The sequence below is a fragment of the Clavibacter michiganensis genome, assembly GCF_016907085.1.
Lineage (GTDB): Bacteria > Actinomycetota > Actinomycetes > Actinomycetales > Microbacteriaceae > Clavibacter > Clavibacter michiganensis_O.
Window position 1 is genome coordinate 2,379,742 of record NZ_JAFBBJ010000001.1, and the last position, 15,900, is coordinate 2,395,641.

Annotated in this window: 15 protein-coding genes; 9 read left to right on the forward strand and 6 right to left on the reverse strand. The window is 73.0% G+C overall.

Annotation, left to right across the window (positions count from 1 at the left end; translation table 11 throughout):
- Window positions 1–13: 13 nt before the first annotated feature.
- Genes JOE38_RS11165 through JOE38_RS11175 form a run of 3 tightly spaced genes read left to right on the forward strand, consistent with a single transcriptional unit; the run spans window position 14 to window position 1,861 of the window.
- Window positions 14–868 (forward strand): alpha/beta fold hydrolase, encoded by an 855-nt coding sequence (locus JOE38_RS11165; RefSeq protein ID WP_204576339.1) that lies wholly within the window; start codon window positions 14–16, stop codon window positions 866–868.
- Entirely contained in the window at window positions 861–1,445 is a 585-nt protein-coding gene (locus JOE38_RS11170) for a TetR/AcrR family transcriptional regulator (RefSeq protein WP_204576341.1), read from the forward strand. Before JOE38_RS11165 ends, JOE38_RS11170 begins: the two co-directional genes overlap by 8 nt.
- Window positions 1,442–1,861 (forward strand): hypothetical protein, encoded by a 420-nt coding sequence (locus tag JOE38_RS11175; RefSeq protein ID WP_307838864.1) that lies wholly within the window; start codon window positions 1,442–1,444, stop codon window positions 1,859–1,861. Before JOE38_RS11170 ends, JOE38_RS11175 begins: the two co-directional genes overlap by 4 nt.
- Here JOE38_RS11175 and JOE38_RS11180 read toward each other — a convergent pair.
- Window positions 1,858–2,253: a hypothetical protein gene (locus JOE38_RS11180; protein WP_204576343.1), complete on the reverse strand. Its 396-nt coding sequence runs from the start codon at window positions 2,251–2,253 to the stop codon at window positions 1,858–1,860. The two genes, JOE38_RS11175 and JOE38_RS11180, sit on opposite strands and share 4 nt — an antisense overlap.
- 10 nt (window positions 2,254–2,263) lie before the next feature.
- Window positions 2,264–3,013 (reverse strand): TetR/AcrR family transcriptional regulator, encoded by a 750-nt coding sequence (locus JOE38_RS11185; RefSeq protein WP_204576345.1) that lies wholly within the window; start codon window positions 3,011–3,013, stop codon window positions 2,264–2,266.
- A gap of 111 nt (window positions 3,014–3,124) precedes the next feature.
- On the opposite strand from JOE38_RS11185, the gene JOE38_RS11190 reads away from it, so the two are divergent.
- Genes JOE38_RS11190 through JOE38_RS11210 form a run of 5 tightly spaced genes read left to right on the forward strand, consistent with a single transcriptional unit; the run spans window position 3,125 to window position 8,318 of the window.
- The gene (locus JOE38_RS11190; RefSeq protein WP_204577189.1) at window positions 3,125–4,225 is read left to right on the forward strand and encodes a Gfo/Idh/MocA family protein; all 1,101 of its coding nucleotides are present in this window, start codon (window positions 3,125–3,127) and stop codon (window positions 4,223–4,225) included.
- A complete protein-coding gene (locus JOE38_RS11195; protein WP_204576346.1) occupies window positions 4,222–5,034 on the forward strand; it encodes a hypothetical protein in 813 nt (270 codons plus the stop codon). Before JOE38_RS11190 ends, JOE38_RS11195 begins: the two co-directional genes overlap by 4 nt.
- Before the next feature lie 54 nt (window positions 5,035–5,088).
- Window positions 5,089–6,411: an ABC transporter substrate-binding protein gene (locus JOE38_RS11200; RefSeq protein ID WP_204576348.1), complete on the forward strand. Its 1,323-nt coding sequence runs from the start codon at window positions 5,089–5,091 to the stop codon at window positions 6,409–6,411.
- A gap of 42 nt (window positions 6,412–6,453) precedes the next feature.
- Complete coding sequence (locus JOE38_RS11205) at window positions 6,454–7,440, forward strand: carbohydrate ABC transporter permease (RefSeq protein WP_204576350.1); 987 nt, start codon at window positions 6,454–6,456, stop codon at window positions 7,438–7,440.
- The gene (locus JOE38_RS11210) at window positions 7,437–8,318 is read left to right on the forward strand and encodes a carbohydrate ABC transporter permease (RefSeq protein WP_086521426.1); all 882 of its coding nucleotides are present in this window, start codon (window positions 7,437–7,439) and stop codon (window positions 8,316–8,318) included. The genes JOE38_RS11205 and JOE38_RS11210 overlap by 4 nt, the downstream gene beginning before the upstream one ends.
- 83 nt (window positions 8,319–8,401) lie before the next feature.
- On the opposite strand, the gene JOE38_RS11215 is transcribed toward JOE38_RS11210, so the two are convergent.
- The 3 genes from JOE38_RS11215 to JOE38_RS11225 form a co-directional block, all read right to left on the reverse strand.
- Window positions 8,402–10,237, reverse strand: coding sequence for a glycoside hydrolase family 2 protein (locus JOE38_RS11215; RefSeq protein ID WP_204576351.1), 1,836 nt, complete (start codon window positions 10,235–10,237; stop codon window positions 8,402–8,404).
- Between the two features lie 97 nt (window positions 10,238–10,334).
- On the reverse strand, window positions 10,335–11,534 hold the full coding sequence (locus tag JOE38_RS11220; protein ID WP_204576353.1) for a Gfo/Idh/MocA family protein: 1,200 nt from the start codon (window positions 11,532–11,534) through the stop codon (window positions 10,335–10,337).
- Window positions 11,535–11,590: 56 nt separating this feature from the next.
- Window positions 11,591–14,215, reverse strand: a complete 2,625-nt coding sequence (locus JOE38_RS11225; RefSeq protein ID WP_204576355.1) for an MMPL family transporter — start codon at window positions 14,213–14,215, stop codon at window positions 11,591–11,593.
- Window positions 14,216–14,282: 67 nt separating this feature from the next.
- Here JOE38_RS11225 and JOE38_RS11230 point away from each other — a divergent pair, with 67 nt between their 5' ends.
- On the forward strand, window positions 14,283–14,882 hold the full coding sequence (locus JOE38_RS11230) for a TetR/AcrR family transcriptional regulator (RefSeq protein WP_307838866.1): 600 nt from the start codon (window positions 14,283–14,285) through the stop codon (window positions 14,880–14,882).
- Between the two features lie 14 nt (window positions 14,883–14,896).
- Here the strand turns inward: JOE38_RS11230 and JOE38_RS11235 are convergent, their stop codons facing one another.
- Window positions 14,897–15,856: a D-2-hydroxyacid dehydrogenase family protein gene (locus JOE38_RS11235; protein WP_204576359.1), complete on the reverse strand. Its 960-nt coding sequence runs from the start codon at window positions 15,854–15,856 to the stop codon at window positions 14,897–14,899.
- Window positions 15,857–15,900: the final 44 nt, after the last annotated feature.

Consider the following 15,900-nt stretch of genomic DNA (forward strand, 5'->3'; position numbering starts at 1 on the left):
CCGGGAGGACACGATGAGCGACACCATGGAGATCGGCGCGGAGACCCTCGCCTACGACCTGATCGGCGACGGCCCGCTCGTCGTGCTCGCCCACGGCATGGGAGACAGCCGCCGCTCGTACCGCTTCCTCGTGCCGCAGCTCGTGGCCGCCGGCTACCGGGTCGCGAACGTCGACATCCGCGGCTGCGGCGAGTCCAGCACCGGCTGGACCGGCTACAGCCGCACCGACATCGCGGGCGACCTCGTCGCCCTCGTCCGGCACCTCGGCGGCCCGGCCGTCGTCGTCGGCCAGTCGATCAGCGGCGGCGCGGCCACCATCGCGGCGGCCGACGCCCCCGATGTCATCTCGGGCGTCGTCGAGCTCGCGCCCTTCACGCGCGCGCAGTCGGCGGACCTCGGCGGCCTCCTCCGCGCCAAGGCCCACCGGGCGGCGACCGTGCAGCTCGCCCGCGTCCTCCTCAGCGGCAGCCTCGCCGGCTGGATGAAGTACCTCGACCTCGCGTTCCCCGCCAAGCCCGCCGACTGGGCTGCCGAGAGCGCCCGCATCCGCACGACCCTCGGGCGACCGGAGCGCATGGCCGTGCTGCGGGCGATGGCGAAGACGAGCCCGGCGGACGCGGGCGCGCGGCTCGCCGACGTCCGGTGCCCCGTGCTCGTGATCGAGGGCGGCGCGGATCCCGACTGGGCCGACCCGCGGGCCGAGGGCGAGCGGATCCTCCAGGATCTGCCCGACGGCCTCGGCGAGCTCGCCGTCATCGACGGCGCCGGGCACTACCCGCACGCCGAGACGCCGGACCGGGCGCTGGCCCTGCTCCTGCCGTTCCTCGGCCGCACGCTCGCCGCGACGACCCCGGGCGCCCGTGCCTAGGGCCGGGCTCGACGCCGCCACGGTCACCGAGGCGGGCGCCGCGCTCGCCGACGAGATCGGCCTCGCGGGCCTCAGCATGGGCGCGGTCGCCGAGCGGCTCGGGGTCAAGACGCCGTCGCTCTACAAGCACGTCGCCTCCCTCGCGGATCTCCAGCATCGGATCGCCGTGCTCGCCACCGCCGAGGCGGGCGACGCGATGCGCGACGCGACCCAGGGCCGATCCGGCCAGGAGGCGCTGACCGGCGCGGCGCACGCCCTGCGCGACTACGTGACCTCGCACCCGGGGCGCTACGCGGCGACGGTCGGCGCGCGGTCGACGGGCGACGGGGATCCGCTCGACCCGGCGCGCGCCCGCGCCCTCGACGCGCTCTCCGCCGTGCTGCACGGCTACCGGCTGGGCGAGGCCGACCGGATCCACGCGCTGCGCATGCTGCGGAGCGTGCTGCACGGCTTCGCGACCCTGGAGGTCGCCGACGACTTCCAGATGGCGACCGACATCGACGTGAGCTTCGGCTGGATCGTCGCGTTCCTCGACGGCGGCCTCCGGGCGACGGCCGGCGGCGGGCGCGCATCGTGAGCGGCGTGCGCTCGCGGGCCGTCCCGTCGGCGCGGCCCGGCACGCGGTCCGGCGCGCGGCCGCCCGGGCACGACACCCTCGCCGGCGGCCTGCGGTTCCTCGCCGAGCTGGTCGCGTGGGTCGCGACCCCGTGGGCGCTGTGGCCGCACTCGATCCCGCTCGCCATCGGCGCGGTCGTGCTGCTGATCGGCCTGCCCGCGATCTTCAGCACCCCCGGCGACCGGCCGGGCGGCGACGGCCCGGTCGCGGCGCCCGGCATCGTGACGATCCTGCTCGTGCTGCTGCAGCTGGTCGCGGCGTCGCTCGCGGCGTGGGCGATCTGGCCGACGTGGATCGCCGTGGCCGTGACGGTGCTGTGCCTCGCGGTGGTGGTCACGGAGCAGCCGCGCTGGCGGGCGCTGACGCGGCGGGGCTAGCGCGCCACGGCCTCCGGGCGACGCCACCGCCGGAGGAGCGTGGGCGCGGTGGTCAGCACGAGGATCGCGAACAGGGTCTGGTCCACCACGCCCCACACCGAGAGGCCGCCGATCGTCGCGAACACCGTCCAGTTGACCGCGATGTCGGCGACGATCACGGCGATGCCGAGCGCGACCCCGGTGCGGCGCCGTCGGGCTAGCAGGGCGATGACGAGCGGATCCAGCACCGTGAGCGACAGCCAGAAGGCGCGGAGCGCGAGCGGGAAGCCGGCGTAGACATCCGCCCCGCCGATCACGATGTCGAGGACGTGGGTGGTGGTGCCGATGCCGAAGCCCGCGATCCAGAGGGCGCGGATCACCCGCGGCGCGCGTTCCGGGTCGGGGCGGCGCACGTCGACGCCCTCAGTCCCAGCTCGCCGAGCCCGGCGGGACCGCCGCCCGGGTGCCGCCGCGCCAGCGCGCGATGGACTGCTCCACGTACTCGCCCACGAGGGCGGGCAGGTCGAGCGCCGGGTTGTGGATCCACTGGATCTCGAGCCCGTCGAGGATCGCGAGGAAGCACGCGGCCTCGTAGTCGAGGGTCGCGTCGTCCATCGGCGGCACCTGGCCGAGCGCGACGGCCTCGCCGATGCGGCGGCGAATCTGCGCGATAGTGCGCGCGTACCGGCCGCGCATGTACTCGTGGGCCGGATGCGTGGCGTCGCTCGTCTCGGTCGCGAAGGTCAGGTACAGCTCGAGGAAGCCGCGGTGCTCCACGTGGTACCGCATCAGGTCGACGAAGGCGCGGATCGCGGGCAGGCCCGGGGCGGCCTCGGCGACGAACGGCTGCTGCCGGTCCCACTGCCGGAGCACCTCCGTCAGCAGCTCCTCCTTGCGGAAGTAGCGGAGCACGGCCGCGGGCGAGACGCCCACCTCGTCGGCGATCTCCTTGATGGTGGCGGCGCCGTAGCCGCGAACACCGAACACGCGGACGGCTGCCGCGATGATCTCCGCACGCCGCCGGACGCCCGTCGAGTAGAGGCCGCGGGACGGCGATCCCGCGGCGGCGGCAGCGCCTGCCGAGGCCTCCGGATCCCCGTCATCACGCGGAAAGTTTTCCACCGAGGCGGCGGATGCGCGTCGCTTCGGGGCCGCGCTTCTCGACTCGGTCACGATGCCGATTCTCCCTCTTGTGCCTCCATGGACCCCGACGTACAGTGACTCAACCGTAAACGAAGCGTCAGTTTTCGTGCCACGGTGACCATTGCTAGGGACGAGGGCGTCGTGGGCGAAGAGGTGTTCGGTGTGGGCCTCATTGGGGCCGGACCGGTCGGGCAGGCCATCCACCTGCCGACCCTGGCGCGCATGGCGGACCGGTTCCTGGTCGTCCACGTGATGGACGTCGACGCGGACGTCGCCGAGCGCGTCGCCGCCCGCGTGGGAGCCCGCCACTCGACCGACGCGGACGCGCTCATCCAGGATCCCGCCGTCGATGTGGTCGTCATCGGCAGCCCGAACCGCTTCCACGCCGAGCAGGTCATCGCCGCGTGCCGCGCCGGCAAGCGCGCCGTGCTCTGCGAGAAGCCGCTCGCCGTCTCCGCCGAGGAGGGCCGGGCCATCGCCCGCGCGTCCGCCGAGCACGGCGTGCCCGTGATCGTCGGCACGATGCACGCGTTCGACCCCGCGTGGATCGCCGCGGCCGACGCCTGGGACGCCTCCGGCCGCGCGCCGCACACCGTCCGCATCTCGGCCGTCATCCCGCCGAACCCCGACTCCGAGGACTCCGCCACCGAGATCGTCGGCCGCCCCGCACCGCGCATCGCGGGCGAGCCGGACCTCGAGGCGCAGGCGCTCGCGGTCACCGGCGGCGTGCTCGGCCTCGCGATCCACGACCTCCCGCTCGCGCGCCGCCTCCTGCCCGACGCCCGCCCGCGCGTGCTCAGCGCGCGCGCCCTCCGGCCGTGGGGCTACGAGATCGTCGCGATGGTGGGCGAGAGCGTGCTCGAGATCCACGGCATCGGCGGCGCATCGTGGGATCCCGAGTGGACGCTCGACGCCGTCGCGCGTGACCGCTCCCTCCACCTCGACTTCTCGCTCTCCTACGTGCACGCCGGATCCAGCACCGCCACCCTCACGGACGTCCGCGGCACCACCGGCTGGGGCCCGTACGCGGACAACGGCTACATGGGGGAGTGGGAGCACGTGCACGACGTGATCACGGGCCGGACCGCGCCGGTGCCGATGGAGGTGCAGCTCGCCGACCTCGACCTGGCGACCGACATCGCGGAGCAGTGCGCGGCGATCATCCGCGCGGGCGGCGTCGTCCCCGCGGCGACCGAGGGCGGATCCGACGCACACGCCACCCGGACGGAGGTCGCGGCATGACCGCCCTCACCCTCCGCATCGATCCCGCGGCCTCGGCGACCCACGCGCACGCGGCCGTCGCGACCCTCGCCTCGCTGCCCGAGTCCTTCCGCCGCACCGACGACGCGGGCGACGTGGTCGTGGTCGCGGGCGACGCCGGCTGGGCCGGCCGCGCGACGGACGCCGCCCGATCGGGTGCCCGCGCCCTCCTCGTGCTCGATCCCGGTCCGGTGGCCGACGCCGACCTCGCCGACCTCGCTGCCGCGGGCGTCCCCGTGGTGCTCGACGTGCCGTGGCGGCACGACGAGGCCGTGCGCCGGGTCGCCCCGCGGATCCACCGCCTCGCCGCCCCCGGCGCCCTGTTCGAGGCGCGCGCCACCGTCGCGGCGACCGACGACCTCGCCGGCTCCGCCCGCGCGCTGGCCCTCACCGCGCAGGTGCTCGTCGGATCCCCGCTCACCGAGCTGGCGCCGCTCGCCCGGACCCCCGACCACCTGATGCTCTCGGGCCAGACCGCCTCGGGCGTCCACGTGATCGTGAGCGCGGTCGTCACGGCCCACGCCCACGCGTGCGCGACCTTCCGGCTCGTCGTCGGCGACCGCGCCGCGCACGTCGCACTCCCCGCGCCCGGCACGGCAGCACCCGGGCGCGCGAGCGTCACGGACGCCGCCGGCCGCGAGGACCTCCCCGTCGTCTTCGAGTCCGGCCACCGCACCGCGATGCGCCTCGCCCGCGACGGCGCCCACGGACGGCAGGTGCCCGACGACGTCGCCGACCTCCGCTCGCTCCTCGCCGCCGCGCCCGCGCTCGCCGCCGACGCGCGCCCCTAGACCCAGCCCCTTCCCTTCCACCACACACAGCACCACCGGACAACGGAGTCAGAAATGCCACAGCAGTCATCCAGCGCCTTCGGCAACGGCCTCACCCGACGATCCCTCCTGAGCGCGGGCGTCGGCGCCGCGGCGGTCGGCCTCCTCGCCGCATGCAGCGGCGGCGGCGGAGGCGCGAGCGGCGCCGCCGGCGACCTCAAGTTCTGGAACATGCCCTGGGGAGCGCCCGCCTTCCTCACGGAGGACAAGGTGATCTCCGCCGCGTACAAGCCCGCGAGCGGGTTCGGCAAGGTCAGCTACCAGCAGGTCCAGTGGGCCAACTTCACGCAGACCTTCTCGACCGCGGTCGCCGCCAACAACGGCCCGGCCGTGAGCTCGGGCGGCGGGACGACGGCGTTCCTCTTCGAGTCGCAGGGCAAGATCGCGTACGCCGACGACCTCATCGAGACGTGGAAGGGCAACGGGATCTACGACGACTTCCTCCCCGGCCTCGTCGACACCCTGAAGACGGCCAACGGCTACGCGGCCGTCCCGTACAACCTCGACATGCGCATGTACTGGTACCGCAAGGACCTCCTCGAGAAGGCCGGCGCCGACGTGCCGACCGACTGGGACTCCTACGAGGCCGCGTGCGCCGCGCTCAAGAAGATCGGCGTCTACGGCTACGGCACCCGCTCGGGCGCCGGCGCGTTCACCGGCTTCCACCAGATCGTCGCCCACATGATCAACAACGGCGGCGGCCTCTTCGACGCCGACCAGAACCCGGACGTCGTCACCGAGGCCAACATCCAGGCCGTCGAGTGGGTGCTCGGCATGGTGAAGAACGGCTACGTGGATCCCCGCAGCGCCACCTACACCTCGGACAACGCGTACCAGCAGATGGACGCCGGCACGTTCGGCATGTTCTGGGACGGCGCGGGGGCCACGGCGAACGTGACGCCCGAGACCGCGGCGCAGATGGTGGTCGGCGACCCGCTCGTGGGCCCCGGCGGCGAGAAGGGCGCGCTCTACTTCCCGAACAACATCATGATGTACAAGTCGACGCCCAGCCAGGAGAACAGCGAGGCGTTCCTCACGTACTACTACCAGAACATGAAGTCGCTCTGGACGAAGCAGACCGGCATCGGCCTGCCGCCGCTGAAGTCCATCGCCGACGAGGCGTACGCGGACGACCCGAACACCACGAAGATTCTCAACGACTGGCAGCCCATCTCGAAGACCTGGGGTGCCCCGGGCTCGAACACGGTCTTCCAGAACGTGACCAAGGTCGACGGCACGCAGCCGACGATCTCGTTCGCGCAGGCGGTCCTCGGCGGCACGGTCACGGCGAAGGCCGCCCTCGAGACGCTGCAGAAGGAGCTGGAGGCGGGCGCCTGATGCGCGCGCATCCGGAGGGCATGACGTGGACGGGGTGATCTGATGGCCGTCGACACCCGCGTCGCCGACAAGATCGGGCTGGCCCGCCGCGGCGTCGGCGTGGCCGGCCCCGGTCGGCCGCCGAGCGCGCCGCGGAAGGGCCGCGGGAAGACGCCGCTCGGCCGGGCGGGGAAGACGCTGGCGCTGTTCGCGCTGCCGTCCCTGCTCCTGCTCATCCTGCTCAACGTCTATCCGGTCGTGTACTCGTTCCTGCAGTCCCTCCAGCGGGGCACGCCGTCGACGCTGCCGTGGCAGACGCCGTTCGTCGGGCTCGAGAACTACGCGAACGTGCTCACCTCGGAGTCGTTCCGCAACGCGACCACCTTCACGATCGTGTTCACGGTCGTGGGCGTCTTCGGGTCGTGGCTCGTGGGGCTCGCGCTCGCGCTGCTGCTGCGCACCCGGATCCCCGCCAACGGGTTCTTCAAGGTGCTGCTGCTCCTGCCGTGGATCGTCCCGGTGGTCGTCTCGTCGACCTCGTGGAACTGGCTGGTGGCGACGCCGCAGAGCCCGGTGCCGATCATCCTGGAGAGGCTCGGGTTCCCCGACGCGAACTTCCTCGGCGATCCGGTGCTGGCGCAGGTCGTGGTCTGCGTCTTCAAGGTGTGGATCAGCTTCCCGTTCATGCTGATGATGATGTCCTCGGCGCTCGCGTCGGTGGACACCAACGTCTACGAGGCGGCGAAGATGGACGGCGCGAACGCGTGGCAGGCGTTCCGCGGCGTGACCCTCCCGATCATCTCCCGCACCACGTACATCAGCTGGGTGCTGATGACGATCTTCTGCGTCAACGACTTCCCGACGATCTTCCTGCTCACGCAGGGCGGTCCCGTGAACGCGACGACGTCGCTGATCGTGCTGGCGTACCAGCAGGCGTTCCAGAACCTGCAGACCGGCCCGGCCACGGCGGTCGCGTTCATGATGACGGCCGTGCTCGTCATCGTGTCGACGCTGCTGTACCGGCAGATCAAGAAGGCGGACATCGAATGAGCCAGGCACTCGCCGTCGGCGGCGCCACCTCGGCGACCGTCGGGGACGTCAAGCGGACCTCCGCGAAGCAGCGCGAGCAGAAGGGCCAGTGGTGGCGCTTCCTGCTCATCGCGGTCATCACGCTCGTGGTGATCACGCCCATCCTCGCGGTGCTGTTCCTCTCCACCCAGCCGGGGCAGAACTCCACGGCGACCGGATTCACGCTGGAGAACTTCCAGCGCGTGCTCGGCGGCACCGACGTGATGATCTGGCTCGGCAACAGCCTGATCGTCGCGCTCGTCACCGTCGTCGTCTCGGTCGTGATCGCGGCGCCCGCCGGGTACGTGCTCAGCCGCTCGCGGTCGAAGCTCGTCTCCGGGTACTCGCTCGTGCTGTTCGTGGTGCAGGCCCTGCCGGTGGTGACCGCGGCGATCCCGCTGTTCATCACGTTCTCGGCCATGGGCCTCATCAACACGCTGCAGGGCGTGGCGATCATCTACATCGGCTCGACCATGTCGGTCGCGATCTGGATGATGGCGGCGTACATCGACTCCATCCCCATCACCCTCGAGGAGGCGGCGTGGATGGACGGCGCGAGCGTATTCAGCGGCTTCGTGCACGTGGTGCTGCGCAACTCCCTGCCGGGCATCCTCTCCACCGCGATCTTTTCGTTCCTGCTGGCCTGGAACGATTACCTGATCGCGCTCCTGTTCCTGCAGGACTTCACGAAGTACACCCTCCCCATCGGCCTCAACACGTTCTTCCAGCAGAACGCGGCCGACTGGGGCTCGGTGATGGCGGTCGCGGTCATCATGATGCTGCCGCCCGTGCTGATCTTCGCCCTGCTGAACAAGTACTTCAGCGTCGGCGGGATCGGCGGGTCGCTCGCCGGGAGGTGATGCGGCCTCGCCCCGGACGAGAGCCCGCCCCCGTGATCCATGTGATCGCGGGGGCGGGCTCTCGTCGTGCGGGGAGCGTGCGGCTACGCCTCGTCGTCCCGCTCCTCGTACGCCGCCCGCTGCTGTTGCACCTCGCGGATCCGGGCGATGTCGAACTTCGGCCGGCGGTGGAAGTCGTAGATGCCGTTCTGCTCCTGGAACGTGTCGGTGAGCTGCGTGAAGCAGTAGCCGAACATGAGCGGATCCCCGAGCAGCACCTCGGTGAGGCCGCGGAACCGGGCGTGCCATTCCTCGACGCTCGCGACGCGCTCGCCGTAGCCCCAGGAGACGGCGCGCGCCGGGTCGCTGGCGTCGGCCTGCGGGCGGTCGATCTCGTCCGGGTTCCACCAGATGCCGCCGTACTCGGAGACGAAGAAGGGCTGGCCGGCGTAGGGCACGGAGATCGCGCGGCCGTCGAGGTCGTTGACGAACGGCCGGCCGTCGGCGAGGCCCGCCTGTTCGCGGCGGAAGGCGTCCGGGTCCTGCTCGTAGGAGTGCGAGTCGTAGACGTCGGAGGAGCGAACGCGGTGCGAGTAGCCGGAGGCGTCGAGGACGGGACGCGACGGATCCGCCGCCTTCGTGGCCAGGTACATGCCCGCGGTCACGTCGTCGAGCTGCGTGATGCGGTCGTGGATCGCCTGGTACGTCTCGTTCAGCGGGCACCAGCCGACGATCGACGGGTGCGAGCGGTCGCGCGTGACCGCCTCGATCCACTGGGTGATGAACGACGCCGTCGGCTGCTGCGCGTCCTTGCCCAGGCCGCCTCCCGCGCCCCAGTCGCCGAACTCGCCCCACACGAGGTATCCGAGCCGGTCGGCGTGGAAGAGGAACCGCTCCTCGAACACCTTCTGGTGCAGGCGCGCGCCGTTGAATCCCGCGGCCATCGAGAGCTCGATGTCGCGGACGAGGGCGGCGTCGTCGGGGGAGGTCATGAGGGTGTCGGGCCAGTAGCCCTGGTCGAGCACGAGCCGCTGGAAGACGCGGCGGCCGTTGAGGAGCACGTCGCAGCCGTCGATCGCGAGGGAGCGGAGGCCGCCGTAGGAGGCGACCTCGTCGACCACGCGGTCGTCGGAGTCGACCAAGCGCAGCGTGATGTCGTAGAGGTGCGGATCCTCGGGCGACCACTCGCGCACGCGATCCTCGGGGATGCGGAGGGTGACGCGCGCCCCCAGGTCGCCCGCCGGTATCCGGGAGCGCGTGATCTCGCCGGCGGCGTCCGCGAGCACGGCCTCGAACGCGAGGCCGGCGGTACGGTGCGAGAGCTCCGGGGTGACGGTGAAGGAGGAGTCCGCGCGCTGCGGCTCGATGTGCGCCGAGCGGATGTGCGCCTCGGGCACCGGCTCCAGCCACACCGTCTGCCAGATCCCGGTGGTGCGCGTGTAGAAGCAGGACGTGTTCTCGAACCAGGTCGCCTGCTTGCCGCGGGCCTGCGGCTCGTCGCGGGTGTCGCGGGCGCGGACCACGATGGTCAGCTCCTCCTCCTCGTCGGCCCGCACGCCGAGATCCGCCGTGAACGACGTGAAGCCGCCGCGGTGCCGGGCGACCTCCTCGCCGCCCACCCACACGGTCGCGTCGTGGTCGACGGCGCCGAAGTGGAGGAGGACGCGGCGGCCGCTCCAGCCCGCGGGGATGCGCACGGTGCGGCGGTACCAGACGGCCGTGAGGAAGTCGACGTCGCCGATGCCCGACGCGGTGGACTCCGGCGCGAACGGCACGAGGATCTCCTCCGCGAGATCGCGCTCGAGCAGTCCGCGCTCGAGCCCGCTGTCGCCGCGGTCGCGCTCGAACTGCCACGGGCCGTTGAGGTTGAGCCAGTCGGGGCGCGTGGACTGCGGGCGCGGGTGCTCGGGCTTGGGGATGCGGGCGGTGCTGTCGCTCATGATCGGGCTTCCTTCTGTCGAGACGGAGGGGAGGGGCGGTCGGTGCCAGCCTGCCGCGGCGGGAGGGGACGGCGCCGCACGTGAGGCGGGCTGTCGGTCAGCGGGCGTCGCGCGAGGCGGTCGCCGCGGGCGGGGCGGCCGGGGCGGATCCCCAGGCCTGGCTGCGGATGCCGTCCGCCGCGCTCGTCCAGGAGCGCAGCAGGTCGGCGACGTCGGGGCTCCGCTCGTCGGCGATCGCCTGGGCGAGCGCGTCCTCGAGGAGGTCGGCGATGACGACGCGCGCGCCGCCCCGCTCGCTGCTCCGGATCGCGCCCTCGACCATCGCGAGGCTGGGCACGTTGTGCCGCACCTCCGTCGGCGGGGTCGTGCCGGCGCGGAGGGATCCGACGAACTCCTCGAGCGACGCCGCGATGCCCTCGGGGTGCTCGGGCACGTCGAACCGGGCGCCCGGGACGTCGAGGCCGACGACGTCGTCGCCGTCCCAGTGCGCCGCGCCGCGCTCGCCGTACGCGCGCCAGTCCGCGTTCCACGACGTGGGCATGCCGGGCGTGCAGCGGCTGCCGACGTACGCGAACCGGGCGCCGGACGCGAGCTCGAAGTCGGCCGTCGCGGCGGCGTCGCCCGCGAACCAGCTCCACGGCGGGTTCCACGAGCTGCAGCGCACGGCCACGGGCTCCTCGCCCGTTGCGTACCGCAGCTGGTCGAAGTGGTGGATGGACATGTCGACGAGCAGCGGGTGCGCCATCTGCTCGCGGAAGCCCGGCTCGTGGTCCTCGTGCAGGAACTGGGCGTGCACGACCGCGAGCGGCCCGACCTGCGCGACCGCCTCGCGGAACGCCGTGAGGTGGGTGAAGTAGCGGCGCGACTGGCTGACCATGAGGAGGCCGCCCGTGATGTCGGCGAGGGCGACCTGGCGGAGCGCCTCCGCGACGGTGGGCGCGAGCGGCTTCTCGCACAGCACGGGCAGGCCCGCGCGGAGCGCCTGCTCGTTGACCGCGCGGTGCGCCTGCGGCACGGTCACGTTCACCACGGCCCGGGCGCCGGAGCGCGCGGCGACCTCGGCGACGGACGCGCCCACGGCGATCCCCTCGAGCCCCGCGGCCTGCACGGCGGACTCCGCGAGCGGCACGTCGAGGTCGACGACGCCCACGAGCTCGGCGTGCGGGGAGTCGGCGAGCATGCGGATCCAGAGCGCGCCCATGACGCCGGCGCCCACCACGACGACGGGCAGGCGGTCGGGTGCGGGTGCGTCGGCGGGTGCGTCGGCGGCTCCCGGTCGGCGATCGGACGTGGTCATGGTGCTCGCCTCCCGGGCACGACGGTGAGCCCGCTCCGACGATACCGGCCGCGCGCTCAGTCGCGCGGGACCGCCGCCGTCTCCGCCTCGATGGTCGACGCGGTGGGCGGGGCCGCGTGCGCGCCGTGCCCGCCGTCCGCGGGGAGGCCGGCCGGGAGATCCGCCCCCGCCGACGCCGCGTGCGGGTGCGTGCGGTCGAGCCCGGCGCCCTCGATGTCGACGTCGGGGAGGATCCGGTCGAGCCAGCGCGGCAGCCACCAGGCCGAGCGGCCGAGCAGGTGCATGAGCGCGGGCATCAGCAGCATCCGCACCACGAACGCGTCGAGCAGCACGCCGAACGCGAGCCCGAAGCCGATCGACCGGATGATGGTCGACTCCGAGAACACGAACCCGCCGAACACCGACACCATGATGAGCGCCGCCGCCGTGACGACCGCGCGCCCCGCCCGGAACCCCTGCACCACCGCGAGCCGCGCCTCGGCACCGTGCACGTAGGCCTCGCGCATGCCGCTCGCGAGGAACAGCTGGTAGTCCATGGCGAGGCCGAACAGGATCCCGACGAGGATCACCGGCAGGAAGCTCAGGATCGGCCCCGGGCTCTCCAGCCCGATGAGCCCCGCGCCCCAGCCGAACTGGAACACCGCGACGATGAGGCCGTAGGTCGCGAAGAGCGACAGCACGAACCCGCCGGTCGCGATCAGCGGCAGGAGGATCGAGCGGAACACCACGATCAGGATCAGCAGCGACAGCCCCACGACCACGAGCAGGTAGAGCGGCAGCACCGCGGCCAGCGCCTCGGAGATGTCGATGTTGGTGGCGGCCTGCCCGGCGACGCCGAGCGTGATCCCGCCGTCGAGCTCGGGCAGCGCGCGGATGTCCTGCACGAGCCGCTCGGTGGACGCGCTGTTCGGGCCCTCCTGGGGGAGCACCTGGAACGCGAGGACGGTGCCGTCGTCGGTGTTCGCGACGGGCGCCACGGCGACCACGTCGTCGAGGTCGTGCAGCGCCTGCGCGACGTCGACCTGGGTGGCGAGGAGGTCCGCGTCGGCGATGCCCGCGGGCACGTCCGCGACCACGAGCAGCGGGCCGTTGGCGCCCTCGCCGAACTCGTCGGCGACCGTGGTGAAGGCGCGCTGGCTGGTGGATCCGGCCGGCTCGCTGGATCCGTCGGGCAGGCCGAGCCGCATCGACAGGCTCGGGATGGCGATCACGAGGAGGGCGACGACCGTGCCGAGCACCGTGAGGACGGCGCGCGCGTTCGACATGGGCTTCAGGGTCTTCGCGGCCTCCTGCGGGCGAGCCGCGGATCCGGCCTCGGCCGCCGCCGCCCGGTCGCGCTTCCGCAGCACGCGCATTCCGGCGAGGCCGAGCACCGCGGGCGTCAGCGTGATCGCGACGAGCACGGCCACGAGCACGCACACCGCACCCACCGTGCCCATCAGCGCGAGGAACGGCACGCCGGTGATGTTGAGGGCGAGGAGCGCGACGATCACGGTGGATCCCGCGAACACGACCGCCGTGCCCGACGTGCCGTTCGCGAGCCCGATCGACTCGCGCACGCCCGTGCCGGCGAGCATCTGCTTCCGGTGCCGGTTGACGATGAAGAGGGAGTAGTCGATCCCGACCGCGAGGCCGAGCATCACGCCGAGCACCGGGGTCACCGACGCCATGTCGACCACGCCGGAGAACGCGAGCGACGCCGTGACGCCGACGCCCACGCCGACGACCGCGGTGACGATGGGGAGCGAGGCGGCGATGAGCGTGCCGAGCATCACGATGAGCACGATGGCCGCGAACACGAGGCCGACGACCTCGCCGATGCCGAAGATCTCGGGCACGCCCTGCGCGAGGTCGGTCGCGAAGTCGACGCTCGTGCCGGCGACGGGGGAGTCCTGGAAGTGCGCGATCGCGGACTCCTTGGTCTCCTCCGAGAGCTCGAGGCGCGGATCCGTGAAGGAGACGTTGACGATGGCCGTCGAGCCGTCCGCGGAGACGACGCCGATGCCGTCCGTGAGGCCGAGGAGCGTGCGGCCGAGCTCGGCCTGCTCGGCGCCGGAGTCGAGCTGCGCGCGCGAGGAGTCGACCGTGGCCTGCTGCTGCTGGAGGGCCTGGGTCTGCTGGTCGAGCTGGGCCTGCTGCGCGTCGAGCGCGGCGATCTGCGCGGCCGGAGCGCCCGCGGCCTCGGCCTGCTGGCGCGCGGCGGCGAGCTGCTGCTGACCCGCGTCGAGCTGCGCCTTCCCGGCGTCGAGCTGCTGCTGCGCGGCGTCGAGCTGGGTGCGGCCCGCGGTGATCTGGTCGTCGCCGCTCTGCAGCTGCGCGGCCTGGTCGGCGCGCTGCTGGGTGACGGCGAAGGGATCCACCACGCGCGCGACGCCCGGGAGGTCGCCGGCGCTCGTGGCGAGGGCGGAGATGTCCTGCTTCTGCTGGTCGGTGAAGGCCGAGCCGTCGGTGGTGCGGTAGACGACCGTGCCGGTGCCGCCCGCGGTGTCGGGCAGCGTCTCCGCGAGCTCGTCGGTGACGGCGCCGGACGCGGTGCCCGGGATGTCGAAGCTGTTGCCGAGGGTGCCGGCGAACGCGAGGAACGAGCCCACGCCGATCCCGAGGATCACCACCCACGAGACGATCACGAGCCACGCGCGACGCGCGGCCATCGAACCGAGCCGGTACAGCACTGACGCCATGTCATCTCCCTCAGACGTTTCGACGATACGCTACGTCTCGTCTAGTTTCTGGAGCTACCCTGTGCAGGTGAACGAGCACCGAACCGGGAGGGTCCGCAGCGAAGCGGCCCGCGAGGCGATCCTCGGGGCGACCGTGCGCCTCATCCACGCCGTCGGCTACGACCACCTCACGATCGAGGGCGTCGCCAAGGAGGCCGGCGTCGGCAAGCAGACGATCTACCGGTGGTGGCCGTCGCGCGGCGCGCTCATCGCCGAGTGCATGACCGAGGGGCGGCTGATGCCGGTCGAGTTCGCCGTGCCCGACACGGGCGACCTCCTCGCCGACATCGAGCGCTGGCTCACGGACGTGCTCGCCGTGCTCGACGCCCCGACCGGCGGCCCGCTCGTCCGCTCGCTCGTGGCGGCCGCCGCCGAGGACGAGGCCGTGGGCGACAGCCTGAGCGCGAGCCTCGGCGTCGACCGCGACCTGTCCGAGCGCCTCGCCTCGGGAATCCGCGCGGGCCAGCTCCCCGCCGACGCGCCCGTCGACGAGCTCGGCCAGGCGATCCTCGGCGTCATCGTGCTGCGCGTGCTCGGCCGGCAGGGCGACCACGCCGAGAGCGTGACGCGGCTGGTGCGGTTCGTGCTGGGATCGGGCGGGACGACCGCGGGAGCCCGTCGCCGCTGATCCGCCGAGGCTGATCAGCCGAGTAGCCGGATCGGCGCTCCCGCGACCCACGCGGCCACGCTCTCGTGCGCCTCGGCGAAGAAGCGCCGGTAGGTGTCCTCCGTCACGTAGCCGAGGTGCGGCGTGAGCACGGTGCGCGGCGCCGACCTCCAGGGCGAGTCGAGCGGCAGCGGCTCGCGGTCGAACACGTCGAGCGCGGCGCCGCCGATCCGGCCCGCGTGCAGGGCCGCGAGCAGCGCGGCCTCGTCGACGAGCGGTCCGCGCGCGGTGTTGACGAGGATCGCCGTGGGCTTCATCGCCTGGATGTCCGCAGCGCCGATGAGCCCGGCCGACGCCGCGTCGAGCTTCGCGTGCACGCTGAGCACGTCGGCGGTGGCGACGAGCTCGTCCTTGCCCACCGGGATCACGCCGAGGGCGCGCGCCCGCTCCGGATCCAGGTGCCGGCTCCACGCCGCCACCTCCATGTCGAAGGCGAGGGCGACCCGGGCGACGCGCGCGCCGATGGCGCCGAGGCCGACGATCCCGAGCCGCCGGCCCGCCAGGTCGCCGCCGACGGTGCCCTGCCAGAGGCCGTCCCTCACGCGCCGGTCCTCCTCGGGGACGTGCCGGAGCGCGGCGAGGATCAGCGCCCACGTCAGCTCGGCGGCGCCCGAGGTGCCGCCCGTCGCGCCGCTCGACACGAGGATCCCGGCGCGTGCCGCAGCCCCCAGGTCGATGGCGGCGTTCGCGCGGCCCGTGGTCACGAGGAGGCGGAGCTCCGGCAGGGCGGAGAGCACGGCCTCGTCGAAGCGGGTGCGCTCGCGCATCGCGACGACGACGTCGAAGGGCTGCAGCGCCTGGATCACCTCCTCGGCGGATCCGAGGTGCGCGCGGAACGCGGTGGCCTCGGCCCCGGGGATCGATCCCCAGTCGGCGAGACGAGCGGACACGCCCTGGTGGTCGTCGAGGACGGCGATGCGGATCGGTGCGGTCATGCTCCACTCTCCCTCCCCCGCACTCAAGCGGGAGGCGCGTGCGG

Bases quoted from the DNA above. Each gene is read 5' to 3' on its own strand.
- JOE38_RS11165 (WP_204576339.1), top strand. From the start codon at position 14: ATGAGCGACACCATGGAGATCGGCGCGGAGACCCTCGCCTACGACCTG.
- JOE38_RS11195 (WP_204576346.1), top strand. From the start codon at position 4,222: ATGACCGCCCTCACCCTCCGCATCGATCCCGCGGCCTCGGCGACCCAC.
- JOE38_RS11200 (WP_204576348.1), top strand. From the start codon at position 5,089: ATGCCACAGCAGTCATCCAGCGCCTTCGGCAACGGCCTCACCCGACGA.
- JOE38_RS11205 (WP_204576350.1), top strand. From the start codon at position 6,454: ATGGCCGTCGACACCCGCGTCGCCGACAAGATCGGGCTGGCCCGCCGC.
- JOE38_RS11210 (WP_086521426.1), top strand. From the start codon at position 7,437: ATGAGCCAGGCACTCGCCGTCGGCGGCGCCACCTCGGCGACCGTCGGG.
- JOE38_RS11215 (WP_204576351.1), bottom strand. From the start codon at position 10,237: ATGAGCGACAGCACCGCCCGCATCCCCAAGCCCGAGCACCCGCGCCCG.
- JOE38_RS11220 (WP_204576353.1), bottom strand. From the start codon at position 11,534: ATGACCACGTCCGATCGCCGACCGGGAGCCGCCGACGCACCCGCCGAC.
- JOE38_RS11225 (WP_204576355.1), bottom strand. From the start codon at position 14,215: ATGGCGTCAGTGCTGTACCGGCTCGGTTCGATGGCCGCGCGTCGCGCG.
- JOE38_RS11235 (WP_204576359.1), bottom strand. From the start codon at position 15,856: ATGACCGCACCGATCCGCATCGCCGTCCTCGACGACCACCAGGGCGTG.